Raw genomic sequence first — 24,976 nt, forward strand, 5'->3', positions numbered from 1 at the left:
GTCGCGCCCATACCGCCACGGTGCATACCGGCACCAGCACTGTCAGGTCGCAAGGCCCATTGTTTGAACATTACAGGATAGGCGGCCTCAAGGATCTCCATCGGGGGGATGGTAGCAGTGGAAATAGGTGCGTTGCCGTGGTTCAGGCCGTCAGTTTCAATCGACCCGCCATGACCGCCGCCATAAAAGCTGAACATCACCCAAGGCTGTCCGTTCGCGCGTTTCCCCGAGATGGAAAGCGCGTTGATCGTGCCATAAGCGTTGGCTACCACGCGGTCAGGCGCTGCTTGCGACGCGGCGGCAAAGATCACGTCGATCATGCGTAAAATAGTCTCTGTATAGCCGCCAACGGGGGCAGGGAAGGGGGCCGACAGCAATGACCCCTCAGGAATCTTAACATCAATCGGGCGCATGACACCGGCGTTGGCGGGCAGGCCGGGAAAGATGTGCTTGATCGCGACATATGCCGTGGCAACGGCCGTGGGCAGCGCGATATTGACGGGACCGGCGCAGCGATCTGCCGTGCCGGCAAAATCAAGCGTCATGGTGTCGCCCTTGATCTCGAGCGCGACTTTAATCTTCAACGGTACGTCGGTGATGCCATCGTTATCCAGAAAATCCTCTGCCTCCCAACGGCCATCGGGCAGGTCGGTCAATTCGGACCGCATCAGCACTTCGGCCCGGTTGCCAAGCGCATCCAGCGCGGCGCGTACCGTTTCAGCGCCGTATTCTGTCAGCAGTTCGTCCAGACGCTTTACCCCAAGGTCCAGCGCGCCAAGTTGACCGTTCAGATCGCCCTGTGCAGACTGCGGCAAGCGGGTGTTACGCATCAGGATGTCGATGATGTCGGTCTGGATTGTACCAGCCTTGGCCAAACGGACCGGGGGCAGCACGAAGGCCTCCTGAAACGCATCCGTGGCGGCAGGGTTATAGTTGCCGGGCACAGCGCCGCCCACATCATGCCAATGCCCTACCGAGGCGAGATAGCAAAACAGCTTTCCGTCATGGAAATAGGGTCTAACAAGGCGCATATCGCTAAGATGCGTACCGCCAAGATGGGCGTCGTTGAAGATATAGATATCTCCGTCTTCCAGATCACCATTTTCGGCAGCTTTGTCGATCACGGCCTTAACGGCAAACGACATCACCCCGACAAAGATCGGCAAACCGGATTTTCCCTGTACCAGCGTGTCGCCAGACAGCGCATGATACAGACCATGCGACGCATCGTGCGCCTCGGCGATGATGGGATTGAAAGCCGCGCGAAACAGGGTCGCGTCCATTTCGTCTGCAATCTGTTCCATCCGCCCGGCCAAAACGGCAAGCGTGATCGGGTCAATAGTATCGGTCATTGGTTAGCCCTTGTTTCAGCAATGTCGTTCCAGACATCTTGGCGGGTTAGATGGCCATCTGTGACCTCGAACCGGTCGATAAATCGGATGCCGTCGAATGCGGTGCCGTCCGGCCATTCGCCCGACAGCGTTCCGCGACAATATACGACGGTAGCGTCACCCGGTGTTTGCAGCGCCTCAAAGCCGGAATAGGTTTTGGTGACGTATTTATAGCGCGGCTTGGCCCAGTCGATCAGCTGCTGCAATTGCGTCATGGGGGCGGTGCCGGGGAAAGTCATGGTAAAGCCGGCCCCCAGCATATCGCTGGCCTTGTCGATCTCGCGGGCTTCCATCGCGGTCAGGTAATCACGGACGACCGTAACGGGGTCGGGTAGGGCGGGGGCAGGCGTGCGGTGCATGCCGCCGCGCATATAGCCTGCCGGCGCAAGATCATGGATCATCACGGTCACGGCCTCGGGTGGGGCGGGGACCACGATGCGCACAGCATGGGTCAAAGCCTCGCAGAGGCGGGATTTTTCGGTGTCACTATACCCTTGCATCACGTGCAGTTCGATGACTGGCATGGGGGCTCCTTATTTTCACAAGCTGTATTTTTTGTAATACAGATTAATTCATATGCATAGGTCAAATATTTTGTCTTTTGGTAGATAGATTTCTTGCGTTTGAAAAATCAGCCGCTAGGGTTGGAAGGAATTGAAGGGGTCACGATGGCGCAAGGTATTACATCTCTGAAGGGCAGGGGGCTTCCCGAAGGGGGCAAGGCGCGGCGCGTGTATTTGCACCTGCACGAGGAAATTATGCGCGGGGTTTATGCCGCTGGTGCCGTACTGCCGGGCGAACAGAAGCTGGCCGTAACGCTGGATGTTTCGCGGGTTACGGTGCGCCGCGCGCTTGACGCGCTAGAGGGTGATGGCCTGATTGAACGGCGCGCGGGGTCCGGAACAACGGTTTGTGCGCCAAAGGTTTACCCGTCGATGGCGGCAGATTTTAATTCATTGATGCCGCAACTGGTTGAGATGGGGCAGAACACGACTGCGCGCCTGCTGTCGTTCAGCTATGGCGCGGCTCCCGGTGGCGTTGCAGCGGCGTTGGGGCTGGAGGGTCAGACCCGCGTTCAAGCTGCCGTGCGTTTGCGTTTGGTTGAGGGGGAACCGTTTTCCCACCTGACCACATGGGTGCCAGAGGAAATCGCGCAGAACTATACCGAAGCCGAGCTGGCGACGACGCCGCTGTTCCGTTTGCTTGAGCGGTCGGGCGTCAAGGTGGATGCCGCACATCAGACAGTCAGTGCGACGCTTGCATCCCCCGATGTGGCCGAGGTGTTAGGTGTTAGCGTTGGTGCGCCTTTGTTGTCGCTGGACCGTGTTGTGAAAGACGCCGAAGGGCGCGGTGTCGAATACCTGTCGGCGCTGTACCGACCCGATATGTTCAAGCTTGAGATGGCATTGACCCGTGTGGGCGATGGCAAGGCCCGCCACTGGGAGCCAGTGATTAACCCCGCCCGCAAAGAGGCCGCTGAATGACCGCGCCACAGACCCTGTTCGCCAAGCTTTGGGCCGCGCATGAGGTCATGCAGCGCGAGGATGGCACATCATTACTTTGGGTGGACCGGCATTTGGTCCACGAGGGGTCGCACCACGCTTTTGCCAAGCTTGACAGTCGCGGCATGACGGTTGCCGCGCCCGATCTGACGTTTGGCGTTGTGGATCACTACGCGCCCACCCGCGCGGGCGAAGTTGCCGCTGATATTCTGCGTATGATTGATACGCTTGGACGCAATGCAAGGGCGCATGGGGTGCGCTTGTTTGATCTGCGCGATCCGGGGCAGGGGATTGTTCACGTCATCGGGCCGGAACAGGGTCTAACCTTGCCGGGTTTGCTGATCAACTGTGGCGATAGCCATACGTCGACCCACGGGGCCTTTGGGGCGCTGGCGTTTGGTGTGGGGGCGACCGAGGTTGCGCATATTCTGGCAACGCAGACGATATGGCAAAAGCGCCCCCAAACCATGCGGATCACCGTAAACGGCACCTTGGGGGCAGGTGTCTCTGCCAAGGACCTTGCCTTGCACTGGATCGCACAATTGGGTGCAGATGGCGCACGCGGCCATGCGATTGAATATGCAGGGTCGGCTGTTGAGGCGCTGACCATGGAAGGGCGCCTGACGCTGTGCAACCTGAGCATCGAAGGCGGGGCACGTCTGGGGTTGATCGCACCCGATCAGGTGACGTTCGATTACATCAAGGGCCGCAATTTCGCGCCCAAAGGGGCGGATTGGGATAAAGCTGTTGCCGATTGGCAAGAGCTGAAGACGGATCAGAATGCCAGTTTTGACCGCGAGGTTGCAATTGATGCAGCCGACATCGCACCCACGCTGACATGGGGTACATCGCCAGAGGATGCCTTGCCAATCACAGCACATGTGCCTGACCCGTCAACACTGTCCGGTGCCAAGCGGGAACAGGTGGTCGCAGCGTTGGACTACATGGGCCTGCATGCGGGCATGCCGTTGCAAAGCATTGCCGTTGATCAGGTATTCATCGGATCCTGTACCAATGGCCGGATCGAAGATTTGCGGCTTGCGGCCAAGGTATTGGCAGGGCGCAAGTCCAAAGTGCCGGGACTGGTGTCGCCCGGATCGACCTTGGTCAAGGCGCAAGCCGAGGCCGAAGGGTTGGCGCAGATATTTACCGAAGCGGGTCTGGAATGGGCCGATTCAGGATGTTCAATGTGCGTCGGGATGAATGGCGACCGCGTTGATGCGGGCAAGCGCTGTGCGTCGTCGACCAACCGGAACTTTAAGGGCCGTCAGGGCCGTGGTGCACGCACCCATCTGATGAGCCCGGCCATGGTCGCCGCAGCGGCAGTCACGGGCCATCTCGCCGATGTGCGCCCCTTGCTGGAGGGACGGACATGAGCGGTTGGACCAAGATTGAAGGGCGCGCCGTCGCCTTGCCACAGGCGAACGTCGACACGGATCAATTGATCCCCGCGCGGTTCATGTCGGCACCGCGCAGCGATGGCTATGGACCGTTTTTGCTGCATGATGTGCGGCAGGATCAGGCAGATCATGTGCTGAACAGGTACAGCCACGCCGATGTTCTGGTCACACGGCGCAATTTCGGCAGCGGTTCCAGCCGCGAGGCGGCGGTCTATGCGTTGGTCGATTTCGGGATCAAGGCGGTGTTTGCCCCCAGTTTTGGCGACATCTTTGCCAGCAACGCGGTGAATAACGGCTTGCTGCCCGCACGTCTGAGTGAGGACGAGATCGAAGCCTTGATCGAAGCCCTTGGCCAAGACGACGCGCCTGCCATTGTCGATCTGTCCAGCGGTACCGCAAAGATCGGCGGCCAAACGGTGTCTTTCGATCTGGATCCGGTCTGGCAGCAAAAACTGGTGAATGGTTGGGACGATATCGACCTGACCACCCAGCACAATGATCAGATTACCAAGTTTCGCGCAGCACGCTTTGCGGCGCATCCGTGGGCTTTGCCTGCGACGTAAGGGGGCCTTTGCCCAAAAGGGGCGAGGGTCAAAATAAAACGGGGAGCAAAAAGCACCCCATCAACGGGAGTACGACACTATGAAACATACGATTTTTGGCAGCATCCTTGCCACAACGGCGCTGACATCGGCAGCCTTTGCGCAAGATACGATTACAGCCGTTCACGCCTTTCCTGAATCGCTGATCTATACCAAGTCTTTCCTTGAGTTCGTGGACAAGGTGAATGCCGCTGGCGAGGGCGTGATCCAGATCGAAGTGCGCGGCGGGCCAGAGGCCATCGGCATGTTCCAGCAGCCTGACGCTGTGCGGTCTGGCGTGGTCGACATGGTCTATACGCCGGGCAGTTTCTATGCCGGTGCATTGCCTGAAAAAGATGCGTTGGTCACATCGAACATGACCGGGGCCGAAGTGCGCGCCAACGGCGGGATCGAACTGATTGACCAGATTCACCAAGAGAAGATGGGCGTCAAATATCTGGGCTGGTTCGATTCCGGTGTTTGCTACAACCTGTGGACCCGCAACGAACCTACTCTGGACGCTGACGGCAACCTTGATGTGTCGGGCCTGAAACTGCGCGGCAATGCGGTCTATAATGCGTTTTTCACCGACTACCTTGGCGCGCAGGTTATCGATCTGCCCACCACCGAAGTTTATTCCGCGCTTGAACGTGGCGTGGTGGACGCGACGGGTTGGACACAGATCGGCCTGATCGATCTGAAATGGAACGAGTTCCTGAACTACCGGATCGAGCCGTGCTTTTTCTCGACCGACCTTGGCACGATTGTGAACCTTGAAAAGTGGAATTCCCTGTCCGAGGAATCCCGTACGATCTTGCAAGATGTCGCCATCGCGCACGAGGCCGAAAGCTCTGCCAAACTGGGTGCCGTGCGTGATGAAGATTTCGCCAAGCTGGAAGAAGCAGGCATGGAGGTTATCACGTTGGAAGGCGATGCCGCCGAAGCCTATCTGGCAGCTGCGACCCAGAACACATGGGACCGCATGAAGGGCCTGATGGCCGAAAGCCCCCAAGGTGATGGCAACTATGACAAGCTGATCGAGCTTTTCTACAAGAAGTAAAAACCAACGCGGCGTGCCGGATTTCTGGCGCGCCGTATTTTTTTGAACGAGGGGCAGCATATGGAAACGGTCGGCAAGCTATATAGGGGGTTCCTGTATGCCATGGCTGGAATTGCGGGCATCATGCTGGTCTGGCTGATGATTTCCGTCATCATGTCGGTGGTGATGCGCAACAGCGGATTACAGCCGTTTGCGTGGCTTTTCACCTCGTCCGAATATGCAATTCTGTACATGACCATGCTGGGCGCGCCGTGGCTGGTGCGCGAAAAGGGGCATGTTCACATTGAACTGGTCACGGCGGCGCTGCCCACGCGTGTGCGGCGGGTCGTCAGCCGTCTGGTGGCAGCGCTTTGCGTTCTGGTGTCGCTGATCCTTGCATGGAAAGGGGCGGAACTGTTCCTTGGCAATATCGCGCGCAACGATCTGGATGTGCGCGCCTACTACTTTCCTAAATGGATACTCACCATCGCCTTTCCGGTCAGCTTTGGCCTGATGGCAATTGAATTTTCCCGTTTTGTTTTTGGTGATGACCTGATGCATTCCGGCGAAGCAGGGATACACGAATAATGGAATGGTTTGAATCGCTGGCCCTATTGCTGGGGTCGATCCTTGTTTTGATGGCGATTGGCATGCCGGTTGCATTGGCGTTTTTGGCGGCCAATATCGTTGGTGCGTGGTTCTTTATGGGCGGTGCAAAGGGCATCACCTTGTTGCTGAACAACGGATTTGGCGGGCTGACGAATTATGCGCTTGTCCCGATCCCGCTGTTCTTGCTGATGGGCGAAATCTTTTTCCACACCGGTTTGGGCGCGCGGATGTTCAACGCAATTGACCGGTTGTTGGGCAAACTGCCGGGGCGTCTGTCTTATGTGACGGTTCTGGGGGGCACCGCGTTTTCGACTTTGTCTGGGTCATCCATGGGCTCAACCGCCTTGCTGGGCAGTTTGATGGTGCCCGAGATGACAACACGCGGATATAAAAAGCACATGTCCATCGGCCCGATCCTTGGCACAGGCGGTTTGGCGATCATCATCCCGCCGTCGGCTTTGGCTGTTCTACTGGCGACGCTGGCGCGGATCGACGTTGGCGCACTGCTGATCGCGGGGATCATTCCCGGCCTGATCCTTGCCAGCTTTTATATTGCGACAATTTACATCCAGACCAAGATCGATCCGTCTGCGGCACCGGCCTATGACGTCGAAACGCTAAGCTTGGGCCAAAAGATGCGCCTGCTGTTTGGCGACGTGATGCCGATGCTGTCGGTCATGGTATTGATCGTGATTGGCATGGTCGGCGGTTTGATCACCCCATCCGAGGCGGCAGCATTCGGTGCGCTTGGTGTGTTGATCTTGGCGGTTTTGTTTCGATGCCTAACGTGGGAGTCGATAAAGAAATCCGTCATAGGGGCGTTGCGTGTGACGTTGATGGCCTATCTGATCGTGTTCGGCTCTGCGACGTTCAGCCAGTTGCTGGCGTTCTCGGGGGCGTCATCGGGGTTGATCCGTTGGGCGACATCGTTTGATCTGGCCCCGGTCGCGATGCTTTTGGTGATGTTCGGTGTCCTCTTGCTGTTGGGGATGTTCATGGAACAAATCTCGATGATGTTACTGACCGTGCCAATCTTCTTTCCCTTGGCAGCCAGCCTTGGGTTTGATCCGATCTGGTTCGGCCTGATCATCCTTTTGGCGCTCGAGATCAGCTTTACGACGCCGCCCTTTGGATTGCTGTTATTCGTGATGAAGGGGGTCGCGCCCAAAGACACCACCATGCGCGAAATATACCTGTCCGCCTTCCCGTACATGGGCTGTTCCATGCTGTTGGTGGCATTGCTGATCCTGTTCCCGCAACTCGCACTTTGGCTGCCCGGAATGTAGGGCAGCCAACGCATGCCACGCTCAGGTTGGGCGTGGCAATAAGTTTCTTGTAATGATAGTTATGTTAATTAATCTGCACAATCCTTAGGCAATGACGTGCCCGTGTTGAGGCGCAGGCAACGTGCGATGCTGTTGAAGACCTTTGCTTTTTTGTATGGTTGGTCCAATCTGATCGAAAAATTATACAGGCAGTGCTTTCATGGCAGAGAAATCCCCCTCGATCAGCGTCAAGATTGCGCAGCTTGTGCAACAGGTCTATCCGGAGCTTGATCCAGACATTCTGACAAGCCACATTATCGACGCATTCTGGCCAGATGAAATGCCACGGCGCAAACGCGGGCGTGTGCCGGGCAACGCGCTTTGGTCGCAGCGCGACGCGCTGATTATCAGCTATGGAAACTCGATCATTGACGGGGCCTACAAGCCACTGGATTTGCTGCATGATTTTTTACTCCGGCACCTTAAGGGCGCGATAAACTCGGTCCATATTCTGCCCTTCTTTCCTTATACATCCGACGATGGCTTTGCCGTTTCTGACTTTCGGGCGGTGAACCCGCAATTGGGGGATTGGCCCGATATCAACCGGATTGCGAGTGATTTCACATTGATGTCGGATCTGGTGCTGAACCATGTGTCGAGCCAGGGCAACTGGTTCAACGCTTACCGCCAAGGCCAAGCACCCTATGATAAATTCTTTTTCGAAGCCTCGCCCGACGATGATCTGAGCATGGTTGTAAGGCCCCGCACGACGCCCTTGTTGCAAGAGGTCGATACACCGAATGGTCCGCGTCATGTTTGGTGTACTTTCAGCCACGACCAGATTGATCTGGATTTCCGCAATCCGGAGGTGCTGCTTGAGTTCTTGCGCATTATCCGGTTGCACGTGGATAACGGCGTTAAGATTATCCGGCTCGATGCTGTGGCTTTTTTGTGGAAGGTGGCGGGCAGCCCGTCGATCCACCTGCCCCAGACTCATGCTGTGATCAAGTTGATGCGGCTGCTGTGCGATTACGCGTCTGAAAAGATCATTCTGCTGACGGAAACCAATGTGCCCAAAGCTGAAAATCTAAGCTATTTTGGCGCGGGTGACCAAGCGCATGCGATCTATAACTTCCCTCTGCCGCCGTTGATCCTGCATGCGATGATGTCGGGGTCGGCGACGTATCTGCACAAGTGGCAACGCGCGATGCCCCCGGCACCGATGGGGTGCGCCTATCTGAATTTCACCGCCAGCCATGACGGGATCGGGATGCGACCCGCCGAAGGGGTGCTGCCGGAGGCAGAAAAAGACAAGGTGATCGACACGGTGCGTAAGGCCGGTGGGCTGGTGTCGATGCGGGCGCTGCCCGACGGGGGGCAATCCCCCTACGAGCTGAACATCACCTTTTTTGAGGCCATGAAAAGCACCTTCAAGGGCGAAGATGCCCACCATTTCGACCGCTTTATTTGTTCGCAAACCATCGTCATGTCGCTTGAGGGGATACCCGCATTTTACATTCATTCGCTGCTGGCGACGCCCAATGACCACGCGCAGGTCGAATTTCGTGGCATGAACCGCGCGATCAACCGGCACCGCTGGGATTATCCTACGTTGCAAGCGCTGTTGGCCGATCCCGCCACGGATCAAGCGCGGGTACTTGAGGCGCTGACCGGGCGGTTGAAACTGCGCGGTGCGCAGATAGCGTTTCATCCGAACGCCACGCAATTTACCGTCAATCTAGAAGACCCGCGCGTGTTTGGCGTGTGGCGTCAAAGCATTGACCGGCGTCAGTCAATCTTTGCGTTGCACAATGTCAGCGACCAAGAAATTACTGTGCCGACAAATTCGGTCAACATGATCGAAGACGAAAACTGGGTTGATCTGCTGTCGGGCGAAACGATCTTGGCAAGTGCCGAAACGGTCACCCTTGCGCCGTATCAGTGCCGTTGGATCACCAACCGGTCCTAGACGAATTCAGCCTCGTCTGCCGCAGCGGCGGCGTGCAGGTCAGCCAGAAAATCCGGATCAGCCGAATGGACGCGGTTCCATGTCGGAATAAACGGCGTTTCGTGCGGGTTCTCGATAAAGAAATTACCGGCGCGCATGATGTTTTCGGCAAAAAGTTCGATCGCTTGTTCTTCTTTGTGCCTGTCGATGGTCAGCCCGTTCATGACGGCATCCGCATGATATGCCTCAAGCAGATCCAGCGCGGTCCGGTAATAGGTCGCCTTGAGAGTGCGGAAGATGTTGTTGGTAAAGATCGTGCCATCCGCCGCCAGCTTGCGAAAGATCGCTTTGCAAATGTCGGTCGACATCCGGCTTAGGCCTGCGGTGGCGTCTTCTGGTGACAGGTCTTGGTGTTTGTGATCGTAGTTGTCGCAAATTTCGACCTGACAAACCGCCTTGGGTGCCAGATTGCGCCACGCCTCGGATAATACGCCGATTTCCAAACCCCAATCGGACGGGATACGCAGATCAGGCAGAATGCCGGTGCGCATGGCAAATTCGCCCGACAGCGGATAGCGGAAACTGCGCAGATATTCGATATAGTCCCTGTCACCGACGACCTTTTTCAGGGCAATCAAAAGCGGGCTGACCAAAAGGCGCGTCACGCGTCCGTTCAGCTTGTCGCTGCCGACGCGCGCGTAATAGCCTTTGGCGACCTGATAGGGAAAGTTCGGATTGGCCACGGGATAGATCAGCCGCGCCAGCAGTTCGTTGGTATAGGTCACGATATCGCAATCATGCAGGGCCATCACCGCACTGTCCTCACAGGACATCAAATATCCCAGTGCCGTCCAGACATTCTTGCCCTTGCCTTGCTCGGACGGGGCCAACCCCAAGGCATCAAGCCGGGCGCCAAGCTCCAGCATCCGGGGGCTGTCGTTCCAGATCACAATATGCTTTTGGTTCAGGCCTTTGAAAAATTCCTTGGCGTGACGGAATTGCGCCTCGTCGGCACGGTCAAGACCGATGATTATGCGGTGCAGATACGTGACCTTGGACAGCTCTGCCAGAATGTTGGGCATCGCGTCGGTCTCAAGCTCTGAATACAGGCACGGCAGGATCAATGCCATTTTCCGGTTCTGGGCAAAGGTCTCAAGCTCGTAGGTCATTTCTTCTAACGACCGGGTGCGCAGATTGTGCAGCGTCGCGATGTTACCGTTTTGATGAAAATCTGACATAAATCGTTCCTAGGTAAGCTGTAAGGTATCAAGCAGGGCCAGAATTGACTGGTTCCAACCCTGCGGCCCTGCAAGGCGGGTGCGCGTTATCCGGCCATCAGTTTCGCCCTTGAGCGGGGGCAAAGGTGCGCGATGCGGGTTGGCGATGATCACGCCGATATCGGCGGTTTCCAGCATCTCGATGTCGTTTGGCGCGTCGCCCAAGGCGATTGTGTGGTCGGGCCGGTATTGGTCGATCATTTCGGCCATCCTGTCAGCCTTGGTCTGACCAAAGGAGAGTGTCAGAAACCGGCCTCCCTCGCGGCATGTAACGCCCTGCCCTGCAAGGTGATCCAGAAAGGCCGCGCGCTGTGCCACCGTGCCGTCCCACAAACCGGGTTCAGAAAAAGCGCGGGTTTTCGCAAGTCTGGCAGCATCGACCGGCAGTCCGGTTGTCTTGGCCACGTCGGCTGCGTCCATATCGCCAAAGCCGCGAAACAGGCTGCGCAGGTGCTGTGGCACCGTGTTCAAATGGCCGCGCAGCTGATCGTATTGCGCGCTATCCTTCAGCCCTGCATCCTTGGGGGGTAAAACCCCTGCCCCGTTTTCAATAATTGCTGGCCAGTCAGACCAGCCAAGCGCATCGCGTATTCTGGATATCTCTGGTCCGGTTTTACTGCTGGCCATAACCAGCCCGGCACCGCAAGATTTAAGCGCCTTCAACGCGGGGTCGGCGGCGGCGGCGCTATAAGTTTGGTGATCGATCAGCGTGCCGTCCAGATCGGAAAAAACCAAAAGCGGTAGCGGAGGAGTAGAATTCATACCCTATTTTTCGCAACTCGCCCCCCGAGTTACAACAGCGAAAGCGACATTCTTCAGCAGGCAATCGGCAGTTGCCCAAATCTGCGACGATTTGGCGATTTTTGCGCGGCTTGCGACTGCGCCAAATTGGCGCTTTCCAAAAGAGTTTTGGGTGAAGGTGTTTTCATTCTCGACCATGTCAGTTTGTCGCGGCAGCCATTGGTGCCAGTCCCTTTGATCACGTCCTTGCGCTTGATGAATGTCCGGGCCGTGTCGCCAAAGACTTTGACCACGGTCTCCCGCTCTACCGTGCCCAGACCAAGCGCTGGCAAGACACTGGCAAAGTCAAAGCGGTCTTGCGCTGTCATGGTTTTCAGGGCCATCGGACCGGGATAGAAACTTTCTGATGCGACGTTTTCAGCAAAGATAACCTCATGCGCGTCGAACATCAGATGAATGTATGTCACCGATTTCTTGCCACGGGCAATGCGGACGCCTTCTGTGCTTTCGGCCAGATGTTTGGCGCGTGCGAACTGGTCGCCGTTACTTCCAAGCAAAATACCGTGCTGCTGTGAGACCCACAAATCACGCTCGGCACCGAAAAGGCCGCGCTTGATTAGAACAGGATGGATATGCGTGGCGGCTGCCATCTGCTTGGGTCCGTAGCTGCGGCTGTTGATCCAGCGGATGGGTTGGGGTCCGTTGTCCATCGTGGTGACAAGATCGCCGACCTTCAGGTCTTCGACCAGCACATCACCATCCGGGGTGCGGATGGCAGTGCCTTTACCAAAGCACACGACGCCGGTATTTTCTACGGTAAAGCTTGATGGTGTTGCCCCCAAAAATTCAAGCGATCCGCCGGAAAAGAGCGTTTTGCCAGTGTAGTCAACAGTCGCAAAGTTGGATTGATCCAGTATGCCGTTGTCCGCTAAGTCAGCTTTCAGATCAAAAACTTTGCCGTAGTAGTCGCTGAGATCAATGAAATCATTGTTGGTCGCGTCTTCATCAGTCAGCGTGCCTGTGTTGCCTGCGTTGAAGTCGGTGATGACATCATTGCCGCCCGAATAGACGAAAACGTCATTGCCTGCACCACCGGTAAGGCGATCATTCCCTGCCCCGCCGTCAAGCGTGTCATTCCCGGTGCCGCCATCGATTGTGTCGTTACCAATGCCTCCGTCGATGGTGTCGTTGCCACCGCCCGCACTAATCAGGTCATCGCCGCCGCCACCCGACAACAGATTGTCAAAATCGCCCGTCGCCGTGATGACGTTGGCACCATCATTCCCCACGACAGAGGCGGCGATATTGTCCAGTTCGACATTTTCAAAGTTCAGCAGGCTGCCGCGGCTCGCCCCTAGAAATTCAAGCTGGCTGGCCTCAAGGTTGATCGTGCTGATACCAAGAGAGCCGCCGGCCACATAGGTGTCGACACCTGACCCGCCGTCAATGACCGACCCGGCTTCGGTTGAATTGGTGACCTCTGTGCGGATGATCCGGTCATTGCCGTCGCCCGCATCAATGGAATAGGTGCCAGACCCGACCGAAATCGTATCATTGCCGCCGCCGGTATCAAGCGCCACATCAAACAGGCTTGCATCGACGTTCTCGGCAAAATTGCTGAGGATCAGGTTTTCAACCTGAGAGAAACTGACGCTGTTGGCACCGTTGGTTATCGAACCCGCTTCGATCCCTGTATAGTTTACCGATACGGCGCTGGTCAGGGCGCTGAAATCCAACGTATCGTTGTCTGTGCCGCCCTCGCCACCGGTGATGACATCAACGCCATACCCGTCTTGCATGACAAACAGATCAGCACCGTCACCGCCAGAAAGTGTGTCGTTGCCGGTGCCACCAAGGATTGTGTCGTTGCCGGCGCCGCCGCTGATGCTGTCATTGTCCGCACCGCCCACAAGGGAATCGTTTCCGGCCTCACCAAAGATCGTGTCGTTGCCATCGCCGCCCGAGATGGTGTCGTTGCCCGCAGCATTCGTAACGATTGGCGACAGGGTCAGGTCACCGATGCGCATCGCATGTGTCGTGTCACCGGGGTTGGGGTTGTTATAATCAATCTCGATCCGCGCAACGGGACCCGCAATTTCGACTTTGACAAAGCCGGTCATCGAATCCGTGGCACCCAGGCCCGCCCCTGTGGACAGCGCCTGACCGGTTGTATCATTCACGCTAAGGGTCGTGCTGTTGCCAGCTGTCAGATTGACCGCCACGCGATTGTTGTTGGCATCATAGGCCCGGACGAAAATTTCGTCGTTGAACCCGTTTGCAGTGTCGACGTCAAAAATCCCGAACGTAACTTTGGTGACTTCGTTCGAAACATTCGCGTTCTGCGCGGAAAAGTTGATTGATACGGTTGCGGTGTTGGGGTCGACACCTATCGCCCCGCCAAAGACAGAAATCGATGATGTGTCGCTGACACCATTGTAATCATACAACGGGTCGCCGGTTTCCATGGTTGCGGACTGGAAGTTCTCTTCTTGTGCGACGGTCATTGCGACCTGAATGTCGCCGGACACGGTGTTGCCTGTCACGCCAGAGGTGACACTGACCCCGTCGCCGATACCCTGCGCAGCCCAGGAAAAGGTTGTTTCATTCCCTATCGCAGAATCGCCGCGCAGCAAGTCGTCGCCAGTGCCGCCGTTCAAGACATCATCGCCTGCCCCGCCAAATACGGTATCATTTCCGCCGCCGGCATTGACGGTATCGTTTCCGCCCGCGGCATCAATGGCATTCGCAGAATTGCTGACTTGGTCCGCTTCGCTATCGAAACTGCCAGAATTCAATACGTCGGCACCGGCAGACCCGTCAAACCAGCCGTCGGGCTGAACATAGTCGGTATCGACACGACTTCCGCTCATGTTGGTATTGGTGGAAACCGGTGAGCCGAAGGTTATGGATTGGATCGGGCTTGCCTCAAGCGCAGCCTGATAGGGGGTGTTTGGGTTGGCCGAAGAGGCGGGCGCGAGATAGAGATTGCCATTGGTGTCTTGAAACACAATCGCAACGATGGTTTGCGGAGGCATACCATTTGCATAGGTGATCGTTGCGTTATAGGTCGCGATCGCATCGAATGTTTGGTCCGCGCCATCGTTAATTCTGAAGTTATCCGGCCCGCCAAACGCGTTGTTGTTTGAGTTATATGCACCGGTTGACGAGTTGCCATAACCGTCAGAGCCCGGCGACATCGATTGGATGTTATTGTAAAGTGGGTCGGTAGAGGATCCAAAGCTTTGGGTTTGCAGCGAAGCTGCGTTTTCAGTGATTGAATTCCCTTCGGTCGGGTCGATCGAAGGGACATTCCCGAGATAGAAAACGTTAAAACGATCAGCCATTCGAATGCTCCTTTCCCGAAGTTGTCAGAACGCGGTCCGATCCTGCGATTTCCCGAAGTGTTGTAAAATCTACCATCTGCTTACCCTCAACTCGTTACCCTCAAGGCGCGCCGAACTGATGCCGACTTCGTCCTCTGGAAAGCTTGGGCGTTTCCCTACCTTGAGCTTTCGTTAACCTTAATTATTGGTCGAATGCGGTAAGAATGGGGCAAGAAACAAAAACATTGTGGCGGAGGGGCTTTGCGAGAATCCGAAACAATAGAATTGACGTTGTCCGCGTCAAAGACCGACAGGTGAGGGCAGGCCTTGGGCATCGGCGGTCTTTTCATTGGGCAGAACAGGTGCGAGACATAACCCATGTCAAAGAAAACCCTGAACCAAGCCAATTTGGCAGCCCTTGGTGCCGACCGCCTTGCCGATCTGCTGATCGAGGTCAGTGCCGGTAGCGCCGATATCAAACGCCGGTTGCGGCTTGAGCTAAGCCACAACCTTGGCCCGGAAGAGCTGGCACGCGACGTGCGCAAGCGCTTGGTGTCGATCCGCAGGTCGACCAGCTTTGTCGGGTGGCGCAAGCGTAAGACATTGGTCAAGGATCTGACGACCCAAGCCGAAATGATCACCGGCAAGATCGCCCCCGAAGCCCCCGCTGAGGCGTTTGAATTGTTGTGGCAGTTCATTGAGATCGCCCCGTCCGTTTACGAGCGTGTTGATGACAGCAGGGGCGACGTGGGTGATGTGTTTCGCGCGGCTTTGACCGAATTTTCGCAAATCGCACCAAAGGCCGGGCTAGAGCCGCAGAATTTGGCGGTGCGCGTGTGGGACGCAGTACGCGACAATGGGTATGGCGAATTTGACGGGATCATCGGTCTGCTGGCCCCTGCTTTGGGGGATGAAGGTCTTGAACACCTCAAGACCTTGGTGATCACGCATCAAGGCGCGCCGGCGCAAGATACGCAAGACCATGCCGCGCTTCAGTTCTTGCGTGATCTGCGCAGTTCGGGTGGGAATTTCGCTGCGGATCAAAAGACGCGGCTGGTGAAAATGTGCCTGCAAGACATTGCAGCCGCGCAGGGTGATATTGACGGCTATATCGCACAATATTCCGCGCAGGACTTGACCCGCCCGCGCATCGCTGCCGAGGTTGCGCAAATATTGTCCGATGCCGCGCGCCCCCAGGACGCGCTGGACGTGTTGATCGGTGCAGATGTTGGCGGTCGGGATGCCGAATGGGACGCTGCCTATATCGCCAGCCTGCTGGCGCTGGACCGTGTACCCGAGGCACAAAGCCACCGTTGGGAAGTGTTCTGCGACACGCTGGATGTGCAGGCGCTGCGAGATTATCTGAAGGTGCTGCCCGATTTCGAGGATATCGAATTCGAGGATGCCGCCAAAGCCCATGCGGCACAGTTTGATGATATGACAGCCGCGCTGCGCTTCTTTTTGGAATGGCCCGATTTGCCATTTGCCGCGCGCCTGATCGAAGACCGCGCTGCCGAATTGAACGGCGACCTCTATCAGGTTTTGACCCCCGCCGCCGAGGCATTGCGCAATAGGCATCCCTTTGCTGCGGTTTTGGTATGGCGGTCGATGATTGATCACGCGCTTTGGGATGGCCGGTCAACCCGCTATGCACATGCAGCAGATCATTTGATGGACTGCGCAGCGGCGGACGCCGAGATTGCGGATTACGGCCGGTTCTTGTCCCATGATGCCTATGTGGCCCGCCTGCGCGAGGTGCACCGGCACAAGTCGTCATTCTGGGTGCGTATTCCCTAAGGTGTGTAGTGGTGCACCGGCGGTGCAGTTTGTTCTTCAGGCATAAAGACCGATCACCGCAACCCCGAAGACCATCAAAACAGCAGCCCCCAAACGGCGCTGCCAGTTCCCTTCCTTGAGGATGAAAAAGCCGATCAGAGTGGCAAAGATTACGGATGTCTCGCGCAGCGCCGAAACGGCCCCTAAAGGCGCAAAATTCTTTGCGTACAGCACAAGGCCATAGGCGGTCATCGACACCATCCCGCCTGCAATCCCTGTGACCCAAATACGGATTGGCAGCTGCATCAATGTATCGCGGCGCCGCCATCCGGCAAAGCTTGCGATGAAGAGGTGCAAAAAGGCACCCCATGCCCAATAGCCAAGCGTGCCACCCGACAGACGCACGCCGACCCCGTCGACCAATGAATAGATAGAGATACAAAAGCCTGTCCCCAAGGACAAGATCAGGGCTGATTTTCCCACGCCGCTGCGCAGTGGTTTCCAACTGCTCAGCAATATGCCAGCGACAATCAATCCAATGCCGATCCAGACCGGAGGCGGCAGGACTTCGCCCAACAGGAGCCATGCCCATAGCGACACAAGTGCCGGGACAATGCCACGGGCGATAGGATAGACGACGCTAAGGTCGCCATGTTGATACGCGCGGCCGAGCAAATAGAAATAGCCAAAGTGAACCACCGTCGACAGCCCGATATAGACAAAGCTTTCCGCGCTTGGCAGGGGCAGGATCACGACCATAACGGCACCGGGCAAGACATGCCCAAAAGCAACCAGCCCCAACGTTGTCGTGCGGTCGATTGCGGTCTTGACGATCGCATTCCACACAGCGTGCAAAAGCGCTGCGGTAAGGATGATGGCGATGATCGACAGGGACATGGCGACAAGCCTTGGTTGGGTATTACGAGGTGGTCTGGCGGTCGGGCATTTCTTCGATCAGCCGCGTTTCAAGAAGCTGACCGTTTGCATAAAGGATTGGCGTCGCTACCGCCGCGATATTGCTGTTGAAGTCGCGGAAGGCGCGCAGGGTTTCCAGATGAATATCGCTGGTGGCAAAGCTTTTGGGATCGCCTGCCTGCAGACGTCTGAAATGCTTTTTCCTGCTGTCACGTTCCGCCCGTTTAATCTCGGTCTTTTCCATATTCAGCAAACGCGCGCTTTCCAGATCGTCCGAGATCAGGACATTCGACGCGAGCTTCATATTGGCGAGGATATTCTCGTGCAGATGCTGCAGCTCTGACCAGCCGTCATCGGAAAACGCGCTGCCCGCTTTGCCCAGTTTTCCAGCCAGCACTGTCAGCCGTTCGGCGACGACATCGCCAGCTGTCTCAAGACGTACGGCATACTCCAGCATTTCGCGGGCAGCACGGCCATTTTCGGGGTCCATCATCTTGACGGAAAGGCCAGCCGTAAAGGCCCGTATCCGGGTCAGGCAGGCGTTGACCTCTTGGTCCAGGGATTGAACGGCTTTGATATGCGACTTTTCACCAGAACGGTACAAATCCATAACGGGGAGGAACATTGCCTCGACCAGCTCTGTCATGCGCAGTAATTCGCGCTTGAGCGACGCCACCGCTTGGGTGGGCGATCCTACGTTGGCAGGATCAAGCGCGGTTTCCGGACGGGACGGGAGGTGAAACGCTTGGCTTTGTGTCGGGTCGGGCCAGATCCGTTCAAGCGGCGCTTGCAGCCATTTGCAAAACGGTAACGCCAGCACCAAGACGGACGTATTGAAGGCAACATGCGCAATCACCAGCATCTGGCTGCTGGAGTCTGCCCCGACCACAGTCACATCCAACGCAATGTTGACCGCAAACAGGCAGATCACGGCCCAAGCCCCGCGTAACATCAGGTTGGCAAATACGATCCGTCGCGCAGGTAAATCCATCCCGCGGGTCAGCCAAACCGGGATAAACGCGCTGCCCAGATTGGCCCCGAACACCAGTGACAGGCCTGCGGAAAACGGGATTGCGCCGACCTGAACCAAGGTGACGCACATCAAAATTGCAGCAACCGAACTGTGCATCAAAAATGCCAGTGTGCCGCCCACCAGAAAGGCGGTGACATAGTCGCGCGCAAGGTAATCAGACACGGCAGGGAGAAAGGCGCTGTCGCGGATGGGCTCCATCGCGTCACGCAGGAACTGCAGCGAAATCAGGATCAAGGCGATGCCCAAGGCGATGCGCCCCGCCTGCCGCAGCTTTTTGGATTCCGTTTTCAGGTATAGCCAGCCCCCGACGGCCAGCAGGACCGGCACCAGCCATGTTAAATCGGCCGAAAGCACTTGAACGATCAGGGCCGATCCCAAATCACCGCCCAGAACAATCGCCAGCCCGGTGCTGAAGGCTAGCAAACCGCTTGCCGCAAAACCCGCTGTTAAAACGGCAACAGCAGCCGAACTTTGCAGCACAAGCGCCAGTATCATCCCCACAAGACTTGATTGCAAAGGACCGCGCTGGCCCGTCATGACACGTTGGAAAGACGCGCCATAGCTGCGTTCAATCCCGGTGCGTACAAGGCCCACGGCAAATAGCAACAGCATGGTTGCACCGGCGATACTGATTAGAAATTTGACAATTACCACGTCTAGCGCCCGACCATCGCCAACAGCTGTGCGTGTATTTGGGGCGTCGCCGCAGACAGCACTTTTCCGTCCGAATCCAGTGTCAGGGGCTTGCCCTCCCAGTCGGTGATGATGCCGCCGGCTTCTTGGATCACGACCATCAGGGGCAAGTAATCATAGGGTTGTAGATCATAATCCACGACCGCATCCACATGGCCCGCCGCGAGCAAAGCATGTGGATAGCAATCATAAGAAAACCGGCGGGTTTGTCCGGCCTGCGTGAGCGCTGCAAAGATTTGCGGATGTGCGGCATAGATCTTTTCACCCTCGTTGATGTACAAGATCGCCTGATCAAGGTCCGTCTGGGTCGAGTAGCGGATTGGCGCACCATTCAACGCAGCACCTTCGCCTTTGACGCCCAAGAATATTTCGTCCAGCGCGGGCATCCCGATCACCCCGATCTGCGGAATGCCATCGATCAGATGCCCCAGCAGGAACCCGAAAAGAGGATGACCAGACAGAAATGATCGGGTTCCGTCGATGGGGTCGATGATCCACATCTCGCGGTTGCCCGCACCTTCAATCCCGTGTTCTTCGCCAAAGATGCCGTGGTCTGGAAAATGCTGCGTCAAATAGTCCCGCACCAGCGTTTCAACGCCCCTGTCCGCTTGGGTGACCGGGCTGGCGTCATCCTTGAACTGGGTCCCCAAAGGCCCGCGGAAATATCCCATGGCTGCTTTGGCTGCAAATCGGGCAATCGTGAGGGCATGGTCGGCGTTAGTTTTGGGCTGCATCGTTGCCTCCGGTTGCAAGGCGCATTTCAATGCCCCAGTTCGATATCGCCTGCGCGAGTTCTGGGTCTGGTTGTTGATCGGTGACGATCATATCCACAGCGCGTGGTTTCAGTCCGGAATGCGGGGCGGTCTGGTTGAATTTATGATGATCCAGCGCCACCAGCACCCGTTCGGCGCAATCGGCGACAACCCCTGCCAAATTCGCCTCGGCGGCGTTCAGGTTCAAAAATCCGTGGCGCGCCTGCAAGGCATCGGTGCTGAGGATTGCCAGATCAAAGGCATACCTGCGACACTGCTGTTCAGTCACAAACCCAAAGGTGCCCCGTTCGTCAGTCTGCATTTCGCCGCCCAGCAAATGCACGTGATTGCCATTATGGTTGGCCAGAACCTGTGCAACGCCAATGGAATTCGTGGCGATCGTCAGTCGAAAGTGATCACGTAACTTTTCGGCGACAAAAGCGGTGGTTGACCCCACATCTAGAAACAGGCTCATCCCGTCGCGCACCTGTTGGGCAACCGTCGTTGCAATGGCGCGTTTCTCTTTTGAATGCTTGGCAATGCGGCGCACGAAACTGGGGGCCTCGCGGGGGCCGGTCAAATAGGCACCACCATACATCCGTTCCAAGACGCCGGATTTTGACAGCGCCTTGATCGTCCGGCGTACGGTTTCCTCTGATACATCTAGGGTTTTCGCCAGTTCGGCACTGCGCGCAGACCCGCCCAAGCGGTGCAGCGCATCAAGAAGCTCAAGTTCGCGATGGGAGTGTTTTGCGGTCTTTTCCATAATTGTCGGCTCGAATATCCACATATTTTCCACAAACCTCCACATATTTGACCGGATATACAAGTAAATTTCGGAGTATTTGCTTGATGTCGGTTGCTTTTTGTCCCTTGAGGCCGAGAACTCTCTTTTCAGACGGCGCATTTTAAGCGTTATTCAAACCCATTGATTGAAAAGGATTCGTGTCATGAGCAGCCCCAAGAACGTTCTGTTTATTGTGACAGACCAGCTTAGGGCGGATTGCGTTTTCGGCGATTTGGCTGACCACATAGACCTGCCCAATCTGCGCGCCTTGATGGCCGATGCCGTCACGTTTCAGCGGCACTATTCTGTGGTGAACCCTTGCGGCCCGTCCCGCGCGTCGCTGTTGACCGGGCAATATTCGATGAACCACCGGTCAGTGCGCAACGGCACGCCGCTGCGTCATGACACCCCCAATATCGCAACTGAAATGCGTAAATCGGGTTATACACCGATGCTGTTTGGCTATACCGACACATCACAAGACCCGCGCGCCTATCATGAAAACGACCCGGCGGTGCGGACCTATGAACATCATATGAACGGCTTTCAGGAAGTCGTCGAAATGCGGTTTGAAATGTCATACCCGTGGCGGTCGCATCTGATGGACCAAGGTTATGAGTTTGAAAGCTATTCAAGCGTTTATCATCCTGTTTCCCCCACGGGGGATGCGCCAAAGATCAACGACCCTGCGCTGTACCGCGCCGAAGACAGCGACACAGCATTTCTGACGGACCGGTTTCTGGCGACGATGCCGTCCTACAAGGGCACCGATTGGTTCGCCCATCTGACGTACATCCGGCCGCATCCCCCGTTGGTGGCCCCTGCGCCTTTCAACAGCATGTATGATCCCGCGCAGATCCCGATGCCGACCCGCCTTGATGACCCCGCCGACGAGATCGCAAATCACCCGTTTTTTGGCCCGACGTTGGCCAGCAAAACTCTGGCGGGGAATGTCGCAGGTTTTCCAGATCTTGAGGCAACGGACGAGAACACCCAAACCCTGCGCGCGCTGTATTTCGGTCTGATCACCGAGGTTGATTTGCATATTGGCCGCGTGATTGATTTCTTGAAAAAGACCGGCCAATACGAAGATACCTTGATCGTGGTCACGGCGGATCACGGTGAAATGTTGGGCGACCGGCACAGTTGGGGCAAGTTTACGGTCCATGATGCCGCCTATCATACGCCGCTGATCATTCGGCAGCCGGGAAATGGCGCGCGTGCAGGGTCCGTCGTGATGGAACCCGTCGAGACGATTGATATCACGCCAACGATCCTTGACTGGGTCGGTCAGGAAATCCCCAATTCGATGGACGGCATGTCGTTGCTGCCTTTGCTGCAAGGCGAGGTGCCGCAGGACTGGCGCAAATACTCCTTCTCGGAATTCGACTTTTCCGAACCAGAGGCACCGACGATTTGGGAACAGGAACTTGGCACCGGTCCCAGCGATTCATCGCTTTCGATCCTGCGCGAGGGGCAGTTCACGCTTGTTGAATTCGCCGCGGACCTGCCGCCGATCCTGTATGATCATAACGCGGCGGGCGAAGCGTTGAATGTCGCCAGCGCACCAGAGTATCAGGCCGATCTGAACAGGCTTACCCGCTTGATGCTGCGACACCGGATGAAGAATATGGACCACACATTGTCGCTGTATTCGATTACGGACGATGGCCCGCGCCAAAAGCCGCGGCGCATGGCACGGTAAGGCGTAGCCTAATCCAAGGGAAACATCGGGCGTCGGACATTTTTATACCCCAGCGACCCGTAGTCGAGCGTGCACAGCGCTCCGCTGTCGCAAACGATAATACGCCCCGCGATGGGGGTGAAAGCGGCGCGAAAATGCTGCATGGACTTTAATGCGACGACAGATTTCAGCGCTGGATCAATTCCGAAGGTTTCAAACTGATTCAGATCCAGCATCTGATGCGGAAGCGTGACGATCAAGATTTCGATACCGTCAACATCAAGAACAGCGGTCGCGCCGAAGTCACGCGTCAGCCCCTGCATCATCGGGCCGCTGCCAACGACGCGGCCATCGCCTGTCCATTTGACTGTCCCCGTGACGCGCAACGGCCCGCCGCCGATATCCGGTGCGGTGGCCCCGCCGATATCAAGAGTCACTTTTGCCCCTATCGTCTGGTTATTCAAAAATGCAGCGGCGTCTGGGTCAATCATTGGACCAAAGCAGGCGTTCTGTACCCCCGCGTCGATCAACGCCGCCAAAAGATTTGTGCCGTCCCCATAGGCCCCTGCCCCCGGATTGTCGGCGTAATCAGCAATGACCAAAGGCCCTGCGCCGACGGCCCATGTCTTTGCGATGTCGGCGGCCTCGACACTGCTAAGATAGGTGTTCAATGCGTCGTGACGGTTGGCCCAGATATCATCGGCAAGCGTTTCGGCAATTTGGCGATGTGGCCGCGTGTCGCCGTCGCAAGTGATCAGGACCGTTGGTCCGACGTCGGCAATATCGGCACAGGGAAAGGCGCCGTTGATACTGATTGCATAGACACCTTTTCGTGCCTCGAACGCCCGCGCAAGGGCGTGTCGTTCTATCATCGGGCCAAGGTCGGTTCTGCCGCCATTGGCCTCCTCCAGCATCGGACGGTGGGCGCGCAGTGTTACGGGGTGGATGTCACCGGACATGGTACGGTGCAACACCTCGGCGGTGCGTCGGCCCGTGGCGCGGATATCAACATGAGGATAGGTCGTATATGAAATCAGGATCTGCGCCAGATCGCACATGGCTTGAGTGACATTCGCATGCGGGTCCAGCGTGACGGCAATGGGCATATCAGCGCTTACGACAGCACGGACACGGCGCAAAATCTCGGCTTCGCCATCGTCGTGGAAATCGGTAACCATGGCCCCGTGCAGCATCAGGAATATACCATCCCAGTCGCTCTTGGCTGCCGTAATCAACGGCAAAGTCAGCGTATCGAATGCATCACGCGTCACAACGCCGCCCGGGCCTGCTGCTGCGCTAATGGTGTGGGTAATGTCCCAACCATAATCGCGGCCGACGTCCAGCAACCCTGCCAGTTCCGTGTTTTGATCCCCGCGTGCTGCAATCGCCTGCGGTCCGTCCAACAAAAACCGATCTTCAAATTCTTGCAGCGTCGTGGGGTGAATATTAAAGGTGTTTGTCTCGTGGATAACCTCGGCGCTGAGAACTTTGTAACTCACGATTGATATCCTTGGGCTGTATTTGACGGGCTGCGTTGCCTGTAGCCAAAACGATTTTATTCAGAACGGTTGCCCAGCAATGCGGGCCCAAGCGCCATTAAGGCGCTTGTCGTAACGATAATGCAAAAAACAGATTTTGTTGACTTGTTGAGAACTTTATTCCTAAGTTTCCTCGTCTGGGGAAAAATTATCTATGCTTAACCAGCTTTTTCAGCGACCCTCGGGAACAAGAATTGCCGTGGTACGTGCGGCAGTTACGCTATCTATCCCGGCTTTGATGGGATCACTGGGCCGTTTGCCCAAGGGTCACGTTTTTGCATGCTCATTGTTGAGCCTATCAGCGATACCGGCAGCGCCCGAGTGCATAAAAAGAGGGCACCGCGCATTTTGAGTGCCATCAATTAGTTAACGTTTGTCGCCAAATTCAGTTTTGCGAGTAGTCTTTTTAAAAACCAACAACGGCATAAAGCCCAAAAATAATTGCCGGCACACGGCGAAAACCCAACAAGGAAGTTCTTTATGAAGAAAATACTCTTATCCAGTGCCGCGCTGATGGCGATGTCAGGGGCCGCGATGGCATCCTGCCCGGCTGTTACCATCGCGGATCCGATGGGCGTTGATGCCGGGGCGTTCCCGCAGCAATACGAACTGTCGGAATTTCAGACCCTTGCAAACTGTACCCTCGGGATGTCCGAAAACCCTACCATTGCAGCGCTGAACGGGCGGATTCGCGGCAACCCTGAAATGCCCGCTTTGGCCGA

General features: G+C 56.6%; 19 protein-coding genes and 1 pseudogene. 10 read left to right on the forward strand and 10 right to left on the reverse strand.

What is annotated here, in order from left to right:
- Both ABYT07_RS07145 and ABYT07_RS07150 read right to left on the reverse strand, forming a co-directional pair.
- Positions 1 to 1,352: hydantoinase B/oxoprolinase family protein (locus ABYT07_RS07145; protein ID WP_372990422.1), on the reverse strand; the 1,352-nt coding region annotated here is incomplete at its 3' end.
- Entirely contained in the window at positions 1,349 to 1,915 is a 567-nt protein-coding gene (locus ABYT07_RS07150) for a tautomerase family protein (protein ID WP_372990423.1), read from the reverse strand. The genes ABYT07_RS07150 and ABYT07_RS07145, both read right to left, overlap by 4 nt.
- Positions 1,916 to 2,059: 144 nt before the next feature.
- Here ABYT07_RS07150 and ABYT07_RS07155 point away from each other — a divergent pair, with 144 nt between their 5' ends.
- From ABYT07_RS07155 to ABYT07_RS07185, 7 genes are all read left to right on the forward strand, one after another.
- Complete coding sequence (locus ABYT07_RS07155) at positions 2,060 to 2,875, forward strand: GntR family transcriptional regulator (protein WP_372990424.1); 816 nt, start codon at positions 2,060 to 2,062, stop codon at positions 2,873 to 2,875.
- Positions 2,872 to 4,269 (forward strand): 3-isopropylmalate dehydratase large subunit, encoded by a 1,398-nt coding sequence (leuC, locus tag ABYT07_RS07160; RefSeq protein ID WP_372990425.1) that lies wholly within the window; start codon positions 2,872 to 2,874, stop codon positions 4,267 to 4,269. Before ABYT07_RS07155 ends, leuC begins: the two co-directional genes overlap by 4 nt.
- Complete coding sequence (gene leuD / locus ABYT07_RS07165; protein ID WP_372990426.1) at positions 4,266 to 4,856, forward strand: 3-isopropylmalate dehydratase small subunit; 591 nt, start codon at positions 4,266 to 4,268, stop codon at positions 4,854 to 4,856. Before leuC ends, leuD begins: the two co-directional genes overlap by 4 nt.
- A gap of 79 nt (positions 4,857 to 4,935) precedes the next feature.
- Positions 4,936 to 5,934, forward strand: a complete 999-nt coding sequence (dctP, locus tag ABYT07_RS07170) for a TRAP transporter substrate-binding protein DctP (RefSeq protein ID WP_372990427.1) — start codon at positions 4,936 to 4,938, stop codon at positions 5,932 to 5,934.
- 60 nt (positions 5,935 to 5,994) lie between these two features.
- Entirely contained in the window at positions 5,995 to 6,501 is a 507-nt protein-coding gene (locus ABYT07_RS07175) for a TRAP transporter small permease (RefSeq protein ID WP_372990428.1), read from the forward strand.
- Positions 6,501 to 7,808 carry a TRAP transporter large permease subunit gene (locus tag ABYT07_RS07180; RefSeq protein ID WP_372990429.1) on the forward strand — a complete coding sequence of 436 codons (1,308 nt, stop codon included), beginning with the start codon at positions 6,501 to 6,503 and terminating at the stop codon, positions 7,806 to 7,808. The genes ABYT07_RS07175 and ABYT07_RS07180 overlap by 1 nt, the downstream gene beginning before the upstream one ends.
- A gap of 199 nt (positions 7,809 to 8,007) precedes the next feature.
- Positions 8,008 to 9,756 carry an alpha-amylase family glycosyl hydrolase gene (locus tag ABYT07_RS07185; protein WP_372990430.1) on the forward strand — a complete coding sequence of 583 codons (1,749 nt, stop codon included), beginning with the start codon at positions 8,008 to 8,010 and terminating at the stop codon, positions 9,754 to 9,756.
- On the opposite strand, the gene ABYT07_RS07190 is transcribed toward ABYT07_RS07185, so the two are convergent.
- From ABYT07_RS07190 to ABYT07_RS07200, 3 genes are read right to left on the reverse strand one after another with little or no spacing between them, the layout of a single operon-like run.
- On the reverse strand, positions 9,753 to 10,973 hold the full coding sequence (locus ABYT07_RS07190) for a glycosyl transferase (protein ID WP_372990431.1): 1,221 nt from the start codon (positions 10,971 to 10,973) through the stop codon (positions 9,753 to 9,755). The genes ABYT07_RS07185 and ABYT07_RS07190 overlap by 4 nt on opposite strands.
- Positions 10,974 to 10,982: 9 nt before the next feature.
- A complete protein-coding gene (locus ABYT07_RS07195; protein WP_372990432.1) occupies positions 10,983 to 11,774 on the reverse strand; it encodes an HAD-IIB family hydrolase in 792 nt (263 codons plus the stop codon).
- A 53-nt stretch (positions 11,775 to 11,827) separates the two neighbouring features.
- Positions 11,828 to 15,097, reverse strand: a complete 3,270-nt coding sequence (locus ABYT07_RS07200) for a Hint domain-containing protein (protein ID WP_372990434.1) — start codon at positions 15,095 to 15,097, stop codon at positions 11,828 to 11,830.
- 357 nt (positions 15,098 to 15,454) lie between these two features.
- Between ABYT07_RS07200 and ABYT07_RS07205 the strand changes: the two genes are divergently transcribed.
- The gene (locus tag ABYT07_RS07205; protein WP_372990436.1) at positions 15,455 to 16,873 is read left to right on the forward strand and encodes a DUF6880 family protein; all 1,419 of its coding nucleotides are present in this window, start codon (positions 15,455 to 15,457) and stop codon (positions 16,871 to 16,873) included.
- Positions 16,874 to 16,909: 36 nt separating this feature from the next.
- On the opposite strand, the gene ABYT07_RS07210 is transcribed toward ABYT07_RS07205, so the two are convergent.
- From ABYT07_RS07210 to ABYT07_RS07225, 4 genes are read right to left on the reverse strand one after another with little or no spacing between them, the layout of a single operon-like run.
- Positions 16,910 to 17,749, reverse strand: coding sequence for an EamA family transporter (locus ABYT07_RS07210; protein ID WP_372990437.1), 840 nt, complete (start codon positions 17,747 to 17,749; stop codon positions 16,910 to 16,912).
- 22 nt (positions 17,750 to 17,771) lie between these two features.
- The gene (locus ABYT07_RS07215; RefSeq protein WP_372990439.1) at positions 17,772 to 19,454 is read right to left on the reverse strand and encodes a Na/Pi cotransporter family protein; all 1,683 of its coding nucleotides are present in this window, start codon (positions 19,452 to 19,454) and stop codon (positions 17,772 to 17,774) included.
- A 2-nt stretch (positions 19,455 to 19,456) separates the two neighbouring features.
- Positions 19,457 to 20,227 (reverse strand): inositol monophosphatase family protein, encoded by a 771-nt coding sequence (locus tag ABYT07_RS07220; RefSeq protein ID WP_372990441.1) that lies wholly within the window; start codon positions 20,225 to 20,227, stop codon positions 19,457 to 19,459.
- Positions 20,211 to 21,011 (reverse strand): DeoR/GlpR family DNA-binding transcription regulator, encoded by an 801-nt coding sequence (locus tag ABYT07_RS07225; RefSeq protein WP_372990443.1) that lies wholly within the window; start codon positions 21,009 to 21,011, stop codon positions 20,211 to 20,213. Before ABYT07_RS07225 ends, ABYT07_RS07220 begins: the two co-directional genes overlap by 17 nt.
- A 184-nt stretch (positions 21,012 to 21,195) precedes the next feature.
- On the opposite strand from ABYT07_RS07225, the gene ABYT07_RS07230 reads away from it, so the two are divergent.
- Positions 21,196 to 22,737 (forward strand): sulfatase-like hydrolase/transferase, encoded by a 1,542-nt coding sequence (locus ABYT07_RS07230; RefSeq protein WP_372990444.1) that lies wholly within the window; start codon positions 21,196 to 21,198, stop codon positions 22,735 to 22,737.
- Positions 22,738 to 22,745: 8 nt separating this feature from the next.
- Here the strand turns inward: ABYT07_RS07230 and ABYT07_RS07235 are convergent, their stop codons facing one another.
- Complete coding sequence (locus ABYT07_RS07235; protein WP_372990446.1) at positions 22,746 to 24,215, reverse strand: M81 family metallopeptidase; 1,470 nt, start codon at positions 24,213 to 24,215, stop codon at positions 22,746 to 22,748.
- 519 nt (positions 24,216 to 24,734) lie between these two features.
- Here ABYT07_RS07235 and ABYT07_RS07240 point away from each other — a divergent pair.
- A pseudogene (locus tag ABYT07_RS07240) lies at positions 24,735 to 24,976 on the forward strand (ABC transporter substrate-binding protein); the annotation flags it as partial.

Origin of the sequence: Sulfitobacter sp., from assembly GCF_041552635.1 — a bacterium.
GTDB lineage: Bacteria > Pseudomonadota > Alphaproteobacteria > Rhodobacterales > Rhodobacteraceae > Sulfitobacter.